Here is a 12,785-nt window from a genome sequence, read left to right on the forward strand (position 1 = left end):
GCCTTATCCGTAGACGGTTGCGATCAGGTCACGCAGCGCCTGCGCGACATCGGGTTCGTCCGTCAGCGGCTCGATCACCGCGGCTTCCAGCGCCTGCTCGACCGACATCCCCCCCGCCATCAACGAGGCGGCATAGACCAGAAGCCGGGTGGACACCCCTTCTTCCAGATCCATGCCCGACAGCGCCCGGACATGACCGGCAAGGCGCACCAGCGGCGCAACCCGCGCCTCGGACAGGCCGCTTTCGCGCGCCACCACGGCCGTTTCGGTGACAGGGTCGGGGAAGGTGAAGCCGATCGACAGAAAGCGTTGCCGGGTCGAAGGCTTCAGCCGCTTCAGGATGTTCTGGTAGCCGGGGTTGTAGCTGGCCACCAGCATGAAGCCGGGGGGCGCCACCAGTTCCTCGCCCGTCCGGTCGATCATCAGGGTGCGGCGGTTGTCGGTCAGCGGGTGCAGGACCACGGTCACGTCCTTGCGCGCCTCGACCACCTCATCCAGATAGCAGATCGCGCCTTCGCGGACCGCCCGCGTCAGCGGGCCATCGACCCATTCGGTCGCCCCCCCTTTCAGCAGGTAGCGCCCGATCAGATCGGCGGCCGACAGGTCGTCATGGCAGGCGACGGTATAAAGCTTGCGCCCCATCCGCGCCGCCATGTGTTCCACGAACCGCGTCTTGCCGCAGCCGGTCGGCCCCTTCAAAAGAAGGGGAAGACCTTTGGCGCTGGCCGCCTCGAACAGGGCGCATTCGTTGCCGACGGGCTTGTAGAACGGCACCGTGGCATCGCGGACGATGGCGTTCATGCCACATCCCCCACCGCTTGGGCCGTCGGCGCCCGCCGCACCACCGCAAGGCTGTAGATGAACAGCAGCGCACCCAGCACCACCATCGCCCCCGAGCCGAAGCGGATCAGGTAGAACATGGCAAGCTGATCCTGCACGTCCATGTAATATTCACCGATCACCCGCTGCATGTGGACCTGGACGGTGCCCGCGAAGGTCAGCGTGAAGGTCATGAAGGCCATGCCGGTCGTCATCAGCCAGAACGAGGTCATGTTCAGCCACTGGTTATAGGGCGCGCGTCCCCGCAGCATCGGCATGGCATAGGTGAACATCGCCAGGTTCAGCGCGACATAGGCGCCGTAGAAGGCCAGGTGCCCATGCGCCGCGGTGATCTGCGTGCCGTGGGTGAAGTAGTTGACGCCGTGCAGCGTGTGCAGAAAGCCCCAGACGCCCGCGCCGAAGAAGGCCACCGTCGAGGCACCCAGAGACCACAGCAGCGCGGCCTTGTTCGGGTGGTTCTTGCGGCCCTTCCAGACCATGACGAAGGCAAAGGACATCATCGCGAAGAAGGGCACGACTTCCATGGTCGAGAAGATCGAGCCGATCCACTGCCAGTAGCCGGGGGTGCCGATCCAGTAGAAGTGGTGGCCAGTGCCCAGGATGCCGGAAAACAGCGCGGTGGCGACGATGACGTAAAGCCACTTCTCGATCACTTCGCGGTCCACGCCCGTCAGCTTCAGCATCAGGTAGCCAAGGATCGCGGCCATCACCAGTTCCCAGGTGCCTTCGACCCAGAGGTGGACGATGTACCACCAATACATCTTGTCGAGGCCAAGGTTGTCGGGGTTGATGAAGGCAAACACCCACAGCAGGCACAAAAGCCACAGGCCGCTCAGCAGGATGTTGGTGATCGCGGTCTTGCGGCCCGCCAGCGCCGTCAGCGAGATGTTCACAAGGAAGATCACCGCCGCGACAAGGATGCCGAACTTGACCCACAGCGGCTGTTCCAGGAACTCGCGTCCGCCATGGATGCCGATCAGATAGCTGACCACCGCGCCCAGCGTGCCCACGACCAGAATCGCCAGTTGCAGATAGGCGAGTTTCACCGAGAACAGCTCGCGCTCGGCTTCCTCGGGGACAAGGAAATAGGCCGCGCCGAAGAAGCCCAAGAGCAACCAGACGATCAGCGCGTTGGTGTGGATCATCCGCACCACGTTGAAGGGCAGCACCTCGGACAGCGTGTTGGGCGAGACGTAGATCCAGCCGGCCAGCAGCCCGCCAAGAACCTGGATGGCAAACAGCGCCATCGCCACGCTGAAATAGGCCAGCGCCACCTTTTGCGATTGATATTTCATGGCTTTTCCCCTCAGCCGGCGTCGTTCGGCGGCCAGGATTGCGTGTTCATCTGGTCGGCCCAGCGCAGGAATTCGGACAGGCCGCGCTTTTCCTCGTCGGTCAGGGCGAAATGCGGCATCTGCCGGCGCCCCTCGACGCCCGAGGGCTGCGCATCCATCCACCCGCCCAGCATCTCGGCGGCGGCGTCAGGGTCATCCAGCACGCCCCAGCGCGTCATCACATTGCCGACCTCGGGGGCGAAATAGGCGCCCTCGCCGTGCAGCGTGTGGCAGTTGATGCAGCTGTTCTTCTCCCAGACATGCTTGCCAAGGCGAACCTCGTCGGTCAGCGGCACGGCGGCGGTCGAGGTGACGATGTAGTTGTGGCTTTGAACCGTCAGGCCGACGAAAATGGCTATGAAGAACAACGATCCCCCATAGAACACGTTCCGGGCCCGCGATTTCGTAAGGATTTCCGACATGGAAGCGTCCTGGCGAATGGTTTCGGGTCAGGCAGGTCTAGCGAGGCCGGGCCGGCCGGAAGTTGCGGGATCACAAAGAAGGGCGCGATTGGCCGGGGCATAAGTCAGGAACCGGATCGGGCGGCTGGCGCCCGACCGGGCGGAGCAGCCCTCATGTCGCCGAAACTGGACGATCCCGACCTGCCGCTTGCGCGGATCTTCGAGCGTTGGCCAGCGACGGCCGAGGTGTTCCTGTCGCGGCGGATGCTGTGCCTTGGCTGTCCGATCGCGCCGTTCCATACCGTGATCGACGCCTGCGACGAATACGGGCTGGACGAAGGCGCCTTCCGCCGCGCCCTTCAGGCCGCGGCCCCGGGCTGACCGCGCCCAGCCGGATGCGAAATCACCGGATGGGTCGGCGCAACCCGATCACCCCCGACAGGCGCATCGCGGGGCTTTTGGCGCGCATCCCGCCGCTGTCGGGGGCCTGCGTGACACGCACGCCCGGCCCCCACGGCAGGCCCATCCCGCCGGTCATCCCAGGGGTCAGCCTGCCGGACCGATCAACGGCAGGCGCATCCCGCCGGTCATCCCGGGGGTCAACCTGCCGGACCGCTCAGCAGCACAAGGCGGTGGGGGGCGGTGACCACGATGCGACGGCGGGTGCTTTCGACGATGCCTTCGCGTTCCCATGCCGACAACAGCCGCGAAACGGTGTGCAGCGTCGTGCCCGTCATCTCGGAGATGTTCTGACGGGTGACCGGAAAGGCGATCTCGATCCCCTGATCGACCTTGCGGCCCGACTGGTTCACCATCCGCAAAAGGCAAGCCGCCACGCGCTGCTCGACCTGCTGGGTTGCAAGCTCGGTGATGCGGCTTTGCATCTCGCCCAGACGCGCGCCCAAGGTGCGATAGCTTTCCGTGGCGAAGCCGTCGTATCTCTGCACGAACTCGGGCCAAAGCCGCACCGGCCACGACAGCGCCAGCGATTCCGCCGCCGCCACCGCCGTCGCCGGATAGGTGTCACGCGCCAGCGCCGGCGCGATCCCGAACAACTGCCCCGGCCCGATATGCAGCGCGATGATCTGCTCGCCGGTGGGGGTGGTGCGGATCACCCGGATCGTGCCGTCCAGCAACAGATGGAACCGCTCGGCCGGCATGCCTTCCCCGAAGACCGTGGCCCCCTCATCGTAGCGGCGCGACGCCGCCTGATCCAGAATCGCCCGGATCTGCGCACGGTCCAGCATCGAGAACGGCGGCAGTCTGGTGAGAAGGCTTTCGTCGAGCTTGTTCAAGACCCTGTTTCCGAATTTGCGTAAGAGCAAAGTGCCGCCTGTCTAACTAAAGCATAACTGCCCCGGACGGAACAGCGTGCGACGGACACCGACACCCCAAGCACATCCGTCAGGAAAAGGCGACCGTCCCTTCCGCGTCCCGAAGGGGCGGCGCGCCCCCGGGGGCGGCGGGCCGACCGCCGTCCCCCTTTGCATGTGCGAGGAACACCCCATGTCAAACGAGATGCCCAGACCCTACACCGGACCGGCGATCCTCAGCTATGGGTTCCGGCCGTTCTTTCTGGCCGCGGCCCTGTTCGCGGCCGCGGCAATCCCGATCTGGATCGGCGCATGGTCGGGGCATCTGAACCTGCACGGCCCGTTCGCGCCGGTGGACTGGCACATCCACGAGATGTTGTTCGGCTACAGTTCGGCCGTGATCGCGGGCTTTCTGTTCACCGCGATTCCGAACTGGACCGGCCGGATGCCGCGCCGCGGGCTGCCGCTTGCGGCACTGGCGCTGTTGTGGCTGGCGGGGCGGCTGGCGGTGGCGGGCGCGCTGGGGGATCGGCCGGCGCCGGTGATGGTGATCGACGCGGCCTTTCTTGCCGCCGTGATCACCATGGCCCTGACCGAGATCGTCGCCGGGCGGAACTGGAAAAATCTGGCGGTGATCGCGCCGACCGGGCTTTACCTTGCTGCGAACCTGACCTTTCACATCGAGGCGATGCGAGGCGGCGAAAGCGACATCGGCCGCCGGCTGGGCTTTGCCACGGTGGTGTTCCTGATCATGCTGATCGGCGGGCGGATCATTCCCAGCTTCACCCGCAACTGGCTGGCCCGGGACAAGACCGCCCGCCCGCCGGTGCCGTTCAACCGTTTCGATGCGGTCTGCCTTGTCTCGGCCGGGGCGGCGCTTCTGCTTTGGACCGCCCGCCCCGAAGGCTGGCCCACGGCGCTGGCGCTGCTGGCGGTGGCGGGGCTGCATGGCGCGCGGCTGATGCGCTGGCGCGGGCTGACGACATGGCGCGCACCGATCCTTGCGATGCTGCATGTGGCCTATGCTTTTCTGCCCCTTGGGCTGGCCGCTTGCGGGCTGGCCGCGGCGGGGCTTGTGGCCACCCCACCGGGGATGCACCTTCTGGGCATCGGCGGCATCGGCGGCATGACGATCGCGGTGATGATGCGCGCCTCGCTGGGCCATACCGGCCGGGCGCTGGAAGCCGGGCCGGTGTTGACCCTGGGATTTGGCTGCATCGCCGCCGCCGCCGTGGCGCGGGCGCTGCTGGCGCAAAGCCAGCTTGCGGGCCTTGACGGTTTCACCATCGCCGCAATCCTGTGGACGCTGGGTTTTCTGCTGTTCCTTGTGCGGATCGGTCCCTTCCTGATGAAACCGAACCCCGCGCGACGCCGCGCAAATGTATGAAGAATTGTCTCATACGGGCTGGCACGGGTTGACAGGGCGCACAACCGAAGGACTATCTATAGGCGAAATTCCGCTCAACACGTCAAATCGTCCGCAGCAGGAGCGCCCTCGCGCATGGCAATGGCAAAGCTCGAAGACGAAGCTGCAAGGCAATCGGCACTTGAGCGATATAACATTCTCGATTCCGGCCCCGAGACCGAGTTTGACCTGATTACCGGGCTGATGCGCTCGATCTTTGCGGTGCCGATGGCGGCGATGACGCTGGTCGACAGTGACCGCCAGTGGCTGAAATCCCGCCAAGGGATCGATGTCGAAGAGACGCCGCGCAGCCATTCGTTCTGCGACCAGACCATCCGCCAGAACGAGGTGCTTCGCGTGGTCGATGCACGCCAAGACCCACGCTTTCGCGAAAACCCCTTTGTCACCGGCGAGCCCTACATCCGCAGCTACATGGGCGCCCCGCTGACCACGCCGGACGGCTATAACATCGGCACCATCTGCGTGATGGACACGATTCCGCGCGAATACGGTCCGGTGGATTGCGAGGTTCTGGCCAATCTTGCGCGGCTGGTGATGTCGCAGATGGAATTGCGGATGATCGCAGATGAAGATCCGCAGACCGGGGCCTGCACCCGCCGGGCGTTTTTCGGCGTGCTTCGACAGGCGCTGGAACGGGCACGGCATGGCGATCCCGAAGGGGCGGTGCTGGTGTTCGACCTCGATCACTTCCGCACCCTCAACGAAAGCTGCGGCCATGCGTTCGGTGATGTGGTGCTGAACACCGTCGCGCGCTCGGTCAGCCGCATGATTCGGCGGGGCGACCGTTTCGGCCGGCTGGGTGGCGAAGAGTTCGGGATCTTCCTGCGTGGCATCGGACTGGATGCGGCGCTTCAGACCGCGGAACGGTTGCGCGCCGCGATCGAGGATACGCGCTTTCCCGGCCATCCAGACGTGCGGGTGACGGCCAGTTTCGGCATCATGCCCTGTTCGTCGGATTTCAATAGCGGCGAAGCCTGGGCCCTCGAGGCCGAACGGCTGATGCAGACCGCCAAGGCCGCCGGCCGCAATCGCTGTGTCGGCCCGACGGTCCGGACCAGACGCAAACAGACGCCCCCGCTTAACAGCGGCTCGCTGCACTGAACGTCAGCGCCGCGCCAGCCCAAGGCCGGCTGCGGCAAGTGCGGCCGCCGTCGCGGCAAGCCCCAACAGGCCCAGCGCCAGAAGCCAGGGCCGCGCCGACAGCAGGGTTCCCAGCACCTGCCGCAGGTTGCCGGGGCGAAGCGGCTCTGCCAGGTGCGGCAGTTGGCCCGGCACCGTGGCACTCTGCCACCGCCCGTCGCGCCCCAGGATCGCAACCTGACCGTGCGGCCCATCAGCCCGCCCCGCGGCCAGCGTGGCCGCAACCGGCGCCGGCGCCACCCCGGGCCCCAACACCATCCAAAGCTGCCCCGGCCGGGCTGTCAGCAGCACCGCCGTGCCGCCGCGACCGGCCAGCCAGCCTTCCAGCGCCCCAAGGTCCGGCCCGGCAAGGTGCTGCGCCACAGCACCCAGCGGCGCCAGACTGGCGGCGGCAAGGGCATGGGCCCGACCAGCCAGATCCACAGGCCGCGGCACCACCGTCGCCGGAACAAAGCCGGCCTCGCGCGGGCGGGGCGGCATCAGGGCCAGCGCCACTGCCCGCGGCGTCAGCCCCACCTGTGCCAACGGCACCTGCGCCAGATCCTCGATTCCCGCAACGCTCAGCCTGACCCCCACCCCCGGTCCCGGCGGCAGCAGGGCCGCAACACCGCGCGCCCGTGCGGCCTTGTCCGGCGTAAGAGCCACAACGCCGGCAGCGCCAAGCCCGGCAAGCGCGCGCGCGATGTCGGGCAGGCGCATCCGCGCCGAGGGCGGCACGCCAAGAACCAGCTGCGCCCCCCAAGGCGTGGCGTCCAACAAGGTGATCCGGTTCGCTCCCGGGCGCAGCAGCCGCGCGGGAAACAGCAGATCCGGCGCCCGCGCATCGTCCCCCGCCGGCGCAAGCACGCCCGCCCAAGTGCCGTTGACCGCCACCCCGATCGGCCGGATGCCGCGCAGAACGCGCAGCCGCGCCCGCTCGGGGCCCAGCAGCAGCCAGTCATCCGGCAGGCGAAACTCGACCCCGCGCGCCGAGGCCGTCAAAGCCACGTCCCGCCCCGGCGTCACCGCAGGCAGGGGCGCCATGGCACTGGCAGACACGGGCGGGGCGACGACCGGGATCTCGTCCGCCGCCGCAAGGACCAGCACCGCCCCGATGGCAAGGATCAGCCGTGCACCGCGCATCACGACGCCTTTCGCAGCTTGGGCTTGTCCGGCACCGGCGCCGGGTCCGGGCAGGGGGCAGCCCCGAACGCCAGCGGATGCGCCGGCCGGTCGGATGGATGCGACCGCCCGCACCGGCCGGTTGCACGCAGCAGCACGACCGGCAGCGCCCCGACCGCAAGCCACAGGATCAGCAGCCCTTCGCGCAGCAGCCCCTTGGTCCGCTGTGTCGCCTGCCGCCGTCGCAGCCACGCCGCGCTATCACCGAAGATCAGGCAGGCCACGGTTTCGCGCACCGCCGAGGGCTGGCCGGGATCAAGCGCCACCCCCAGCGTGACCATGCCCCCCATCCGAACCGCCGCCCGCACATGCCCGCTGACCATCCGTTCAAGCTGCGGCGCATCGGGGAATTTCGGTCGGAACCGGACCCCGGTCCCCAGCCCGATCGCTGGCGCCCCCGGCGGCAACGGCAGCAAAAGCCGCACCCCCCGGGTCGAGGCATCCAGCACGGTGGCATTCATCGGCCGCACGTCCTCGGCCGGGCAATGCACCTCGGCCGAAACCTGCATCTGCACCCGCGGCATCGTCCGGCGCTGGCATTTGTCCAGCCCAGCGCGCATCCCCGCGGCAAGGACGACCAGATTGAACCCCGCCCAAAGCGTCATCGCAAGCGGCACCGCTGCCGCCTCGGCGGGGGCGGCGCGCAGCTGCGCGATCCCGGCCAGCACGCCCGCGAGGCAAAGGCCCGTCACGGCCCAAAGCGGCACGCTTGCCCGCGCCCCGGCAAGCCGATCCCCGAACAGGGCCGCCAGCACCACCGAAGGCGCCTGAGCCGCCTCTTGCACAAGGCTTGCAAGCGGCGGGGCATGACGGTCAAACAGCGCCCGGCGCAGCATCAGGCCAACCGCCAGATATCCGGAACCATGCGCCAGCAGATCCTCGAATCCGGCGGACAGGAAGCGAACCCCGGCCAGAAGATGCGCCAGCGGCGCCAGCAGGAACACCAGCAGCAGCAACGGCCGCAGGCCCTCGCCAAGCCTCACCAGATAGCCCAGCCGCTGCGACAGGCACAGCCCGCGGTGCCGCAGCGGATGCCCCGCGGCCAGCAGGCGCAAAAGCCCCGCGATGCGCCGGCCGCGCGCGGCGATCTGGCCGGCGAAGGTCTCGGGCTGGACGCCCGCGATCATCACCCTGTCATGGTAAAGACTGCGCCAGCCGCGGACATGCAGCGCAAGCGAGGTCTGAAGATCCTCGGCGCCGGGCTTCTCGGCAAAGCCGCCGATCTCGTCCAGCGCGCGGCGCCGCAGCACCCCGGCCGAGCCGCAGAACACCGCCCCGCCCCAGCGGTCCAGCCCCGGAAGGATCGCGCCGAACAGCCGTTCGCTTGCGGCAGGCCAGCCCGGGCCAAGCCCAAGGTTGCGCTGAACCGGGTCGGGATTGATGAAGAAATGCGGCGTCTGAACCAGTGCCAGCCGCGGATCGGCCGCGAAATGGCCCACGGTGCGGGCCAGAAAGTCACGGCTGGGCACATGGCAGCCCTCAAGCACCAGAACCAGATCGCGGCTGACACAGGCAAGCGCCGCGTTCAAGGCACCGCCGCGCCCGCCGGCATTGCCCGGCCGGGTGGCATAGACCACGCCAAGGTCGTGGCACATCTGCTGCAACCCGGCCCGCCGCGCCCGCGCCGCCGCGGCGCTTCCCGCATCGGCCGAGGCGCAGCGGGCGTCGGTGCCGCCCTCGTCATACAGCACCACCGTCCGCAGACGCGCCGGGTAGACCATGTTCTTCGCCGCAGCCAGCGTGATCGCCAGCATGTCGGCAGGCTCGTCGGATGAGGTCACAAGAATGTCGACGCCGGGCAGCGTCTCGGGCTTCACTGGCGGCGCCTCTGGGCGGCGCAGCGGCCCCACAAGCAGGCAGGCTTCCAGAAACAGCAGGCCGATGGCGCAGGTCTCGGCCAGAAACAACACCAGCGCCACGACAAAGCCCGCATCGGGGGCCACCGCGGGCAGCGTCTCGAACAGGCGCCAGAACCAGTATCGCAGCGTCACCGCGCCGGCTGTGGCCAGCAGCAGAAGCCGCGGCCCGGTCCGGTCCGCGACAGGCAGAAGCGCCGCCACCAAAGCCACGGCCAGCAGGGCAAACAGGCCCTGTGCCGCGGGGGCCACCGGCGCGGCTGCCAAAAGCAGCGCCGGCACCAGAAGCAACAGCCACAAACCAGCCAGCAGAATGCGCAAGGCCGGGCCTGTCCGGCGGCGCGGGGGCTGCGCGGTCATCGGCGGGCCTTGGGCAGCGGACGCGCGGCGGGGTGAGGGTCGCCCCAAGGCGGCACGCCCGCAATCCCGGCCAACGGTCCATTCGGCCGGCATATTCGCCCTGAACGGTTTGACAGTCCGCGGCGCTGTGCTCTAGGTTGAGCGTCAAGAGGCCGCACCCGCTGCAACAGGACACAAAGCCGATCGAATGACGGGAAAGGGACAGCGTGGAACATGGGTGCAACCGGCCGAGGATCTTACGGCCTATGGCAAGTTGCATGCCAGTCGGGCCATGGCCGAACTGCTGGACATCACCGAAACGCTGCTGCGGGCCCCGGCAACCGGGATCACCCGGGCGATCCGGCTGGCGCTGGCACGGGCGGCCACGGTCTGCGGCGCGGATCGGGCGCTGCTGTGCGCAGCCGGGCCGGACGGCGGCCTGCGCACCATCCACGACTGGATGCGCAAGGGCCTGTCACGGCGGCGCATGGCGCTGATCGGCGGGGCCACGGACTGGGCCGGTGATTGGGCGCCGATCCTGTTCGCAGGTCGGACGGTGGTGCTGCACCCCGGCGCCGCCGCGCCCGGCGACAGGGCCGCCGCACCGCTGGCCGCTGCGGGGCTTCAGACACTGGTTGCGGTGCCGATACCCGACGACGCCGGCCGGCCGGGATGCCTGACCCTGTGCTGGACCGGCGCCGCCCGCATCGCCGCCGAGGATCTGCCGCCGCTGCGCCCGCTTGCGGCGGCCCTTCTGGCCGCGCTTGCCCGGCGCGAGGCCACACGCGCGCTGGCGGATGGCCGGACGCTGCTGCGCTCGATCCTGCAAACCGGAACATCGGCGGTTCTTGCCTTCGACGGCGCGCGGCGGATCGTGTTCGCCAATCCCGAAGCCGCGGCCCTGCTGGGAAGCCCCGCCGAGACGCTGCCGGGCAAGACGCTTGACGCGATCGGCTGCCGCCTGCTGACCGCCGAGGGCGCGCCGATTGCCGATGCGGACCGCCCGGTGGATTGCGTGCTGGCCAACGGACAGCCGATGTGCGGGCAACATGTGGTGCTTGCCTGCGCCGATGGCCGCCACCGCATCCTGAACGTGAACGCAACCCCGGTGGCGACCACCTCGGCCGGGGGCGTGCAGGTGGTGGCAACGCTTGACGATGTGACCGGGCAGGTCTCGACCGACAGCGCCCTGCGCTCGGCCTTGGCCGAGGCGCATCAGCTGGCCTATTTCGACCCGCTGACCGGGTATTACAACCGCCGCGGCATCGTCGAGGTTCTTCGCGACTGCCTGCACGGCTGCGGCAGCGGCGGCACGCATCTGGCGCTGCTTTATATCGATATCGACGGGATGCGGCAGGTGAACGGCGGCCGCGGACACTGGATGGGGGACCGGCTGCTGGAAGCGGTGGCCCGCCGGCTGGACGGGCTGCGGCTGGACGGCGGCGATCTGGGACGGATCTCGGCGGATGAATTCGTGCTGACCCTGGCCGAGCCGCAACCCGACGCAGCCACCGCGGTCAAGGCGGCCGAGGCGCAGGCCGAGGCGATCCTTGCCGCCCTGCGCGAACCGTTCCGGCTGGACGGGCTGACGCTGGAGATCACGGTCAGCATCGGGCTTGCGGCAATCTCGGCGGGCACCACGGTCGAGGCGCTGCTGAAGGGGGGCGAACTGGCGGTGATGGCGGCAAAGGCGGGCGGCGGCAACCGCGCCTGCGCCTACCGGCCCGACATGGAACAGGACATGGTGGGCCGTGTGGCCCTGACGCAGGATCTGCGCGAGGCACTGCGCCGCAATGAATTCCGCATCCATTTTGAACCGATGGTCCGGCTGGACGCCACCGGCCTGCACATCGTCGGCCACGAGGCGCTGATCCGCTGGCAGCATCCCACGCGCGGGATGGTCCCCCCCAACGCCTTCATCCCCTTCGCGGAAGGCAGCGGCTTCATCCGAGACATCGACCTGTGGGTGCTGCGCCGCGCCGCGGCCGAACTTGCCCGCTGGACGCCCGACCCTGCGCGCCGGCATCTGACGCTGTCGATCAACATCAGTTCGGCCAGCTTCCTGTCGCCGGGCTTTGCGCAGGCGGTGCGCGATCTGCTGGCCGAGACTGGCGCCGATCCGCGCCGGATCGAGCTTGAGGTGACCGAGGGCACGCTGTTGACCAACCTTGGGGCCGCACGGACCACGATGAGCGAGTTGCGCACGATGGGTCTGTCGATCGCGCTGGACGATTTCGGCACCGGCTTTTCATCGCTCAGCTATCTGCGCGACCTGCCGGTGGACGTGCTGAAAATCGACCGCAGCTTCCTGTCCGCCCTGTCCGAAGCCGATGCCAACATGACGATTCTGGAAGGCATCATCGGGCTTGCCCGCGGGCTGGGGGTCGAGATGGTGGCCGAAGGCGTCGAGACGCCGGCCCAGTTCGAATGGCTGCGCGCCAAGGGATGCCAGACCTTTCAGGGCTATCTGTTCGGCCGCCCGCAGCCCGCGCCGCAACTGGCCCTGCCGCCAGAGATCCTTGCCCTTGGCGGCCTCGACGCGGTTGCCCCCGCAGCGGGCGCGGGCCGCCACAATCATCCCCCCCTCGCCAACGGCTGAACAGGTCTGCCCCCGCGCGATCCGGCGACGTTCGCCCGCCCCATGGCGCAGCGACCGCAGCAGCAGGCGGTGAGCAGCAGGCGGTGAGCAGCAGGCGGTGAGCGGTGAGCGGTGAGCGGTGAGCGGTGAGCGGTGAGCGGTGAGCGGTGAGCGGTGTGAATAGCCCCATGTTTCCTGGACGCCTTCTTCGCTAACTTTGAGGCAAGGAGGCCATGATGGGCACAGGCAATTTCACGGACGAGTTCAAGCGTGACGCGGTCGCGCAGATCACGGAGCGGGGCTACCCGATCAAGGAGGTTTCGGAGCGGCTCGGGGTCAGCCTGCATTCGCTCTATGCGTGGAAGCGCAAGTTCGCGAAGGCGGCCACTGGCGAGAC

Annotated in this window: 12 protein-coding genes; 5 read left to right on the top strand and 7 right to left on the bottom strand. The window is 68.4% G+C overall.

Features of this window, described 5'->3' with window-relative positions:
• Positions 1-3: 3 nt before the first annotated feature.
• From CRO07_RS12340 to CRO07_RS12350, 3 genes are read right to left on the bottom strand one after another with little or no spacing between them, the layout of a single operon-like run.
• Positions 4-801 (bottom strand): CbbQ/NirQ/NorQ/GpvN family protein, encoded by a 798-nt coding sequence (locus tag CRO07_RS12340; RefSeq protein ID WP_097030987.1) that lies wholly within the window; start codon positions 799-801, stop codon positions 4-6.
• Positions 798-2,135 (bottom strand): cbb3-type cytochrome c oxidase subunit I, encoded by a 1,338-nt coding sequence (locus CRO07_RS12345; protein ID WP_097030988.1) that lies wholly within the window; start codon positions 2,133-2,135, stop codon positions 798-800. The genes CRO07_RS12340 and CRO07_RS12345 overlap by 4 nt, the downstream gene beginning before the upstream one ends.
• Before the next feature lie 11 nt (positions 2,136-2,146).
• On the bottom strand, positions 2,147-2,596 hold the full coding sequence (locus CRO07_RS12350; RefSeq protein WP_097030989.1) for a c-type cytochrome: 450 nt from the start codon (positions 2,594-2,596) through the stop codon (positions 2,147-2,149).
• Positions 2,597-2,749: 153 nt separating this feature from the next.
• Here CRO07_RS12350 and CRO07_RS12355 point away from each other — a divergent pair, with 153 nt between their 5' ends.
• Positions 2,750-2,956 carry a DUF1858 domain-containing protein gene (locus tag CRO07_RS12355; protein WP_097030990.1) on the top strand — a complete coding sequence of 69 codons (207 nt, stop codon included), beginning with the start codon at positions 2,750-2,752 and terminating at the stop codon, positions 2,954-2,956.
• Positions 2,957-2,978: 22 nt separating this feature from the next.
• Here the strand turns inward: CRO07_RS12355 and CRO07_RS19340 are convergent, their stop codons facing one another.
• Together CRO07_RS19340 and CRO07_RS12360 are read right to left on the bottom strand one after the other, a co-directional pair.
• Positions 2,979-3,113 carry a hypothetical protein gene (locus CRO07_RS19340; protein ID WP_268876248.1) on the bottom strand — a complete coding sequence of 45 codons (135 nt, stop codon included), beginning with the start codon at positions 3,111-3,113 and terminating at the stop codon, positions 2,979-2,981.
• A gap of 61 nt (positions 3,114-3,174) precedes the next feature.
• Positions 3,175-3,870, bottom strand: a complete 696-nt coding sequence (locus CRO07_RS12360; RefSeq protein ID WP_097030991.1) for a Crp/Fnr family transcriptional regulator — start codon at positions 3,868-3,870, stop codon at positions 3,175-3,177.
• 211 nt (positions 3,871-4,081) lie between these two features.
• Here CRO07_RS12360 and CRO07_RS12365 point away from each other — a divergent pair, with 211 nt between their 5' ends.
• Both CRO07_RS12365 and CRO07_RS12370 read left to right on the top strand, forming a co-directional pair.
• Positions 4,082-5,275, top strand: a complete 1,194-nt coding sequence (locus tag CRO07_RS12365; protein ID WP_097030992.1) for an NnrS family protein — start codon at positions 4,082-4,084, stop codon at positions 5,273-5,275.
• A 114-nt stretch (positions 5,276-5,389) separates the two neighbouring features.
• Complete coding sequence (locus tag CRO07_RS12370; RefSeq protein WP_235840996.1) at positions 5,390-6,415, top strand: sensor domain-containing diguanylate cyclase; 1,026 nt, start codon at positions 5,390-5,392, stop codon at positions 6,413-6,415.
• Between the two features lie 3 nt (positions 6,416-6,418).
• Here the strand turns inward: CRO07_RS12370 and CRO07_RS12375 are convergent, their stop codons facing one another.
• Positions 6,419-7,576, bottom strand: a complete 1,158-nt coding sequence (locus CRO07_RS12375) for a hypothetical protein (RefSeq protein ID WP_097030993.1) — start codon at positions 7,574-7,576, stop codon at positions 6,419-6,421.
• Complete coding sequence (locus tag CRO07_RS12380) at positions 7,576-9,831, bottom strand: glycosyltransferase (protein ID WP_176504570.1); 2,256 nt, start codon at positions 9,829-9,831, stop codon at positions 7,576-7,578. The genes CRO07_RS12375 and CRO07_RS12380 overlap by 1 nt, the downstream gene beginning before the upstream one ends.
• Positions 9,832-10,018: 187 nt before the next feature.
• On the opposite strand from CRO07_RS12380, the gene CRO07_RS12385 reads away from it, so the two are divergent.
• Positions 10,019-12,409 (top strand): putative bifunctional diguanylate cyclase/phosphodiesterase, encoded by a 2,391-nt coding sequence (locus CRO07_RS12385; RefSeq protein WP_235840997.1) that lies wholly within the window; start codon positions 10,019-10,021, stop codon positions 12,407-12,409.
• A 215-nt stretch (positions 12,410-12,624) separates the two neighbouring features.
• Positions 12,625-12,785, top strand: a 161-nt coding sequence (locus CRO07_RS12390) for a transposase (protein WP_141400065.1), incomplete at its 3' end; no start/stop codon positions are given.

The organism is Cereibacter ovatus (assembly GCF_900207575.1).
Classification (GTDB): domain Bacteria; phylum Pseudomonadota; class Alphaproteobacteria; order Rhodobacterales; family Rhodobacteraceae; genus Cereibacter_A; species Cereibacter_A ovatus.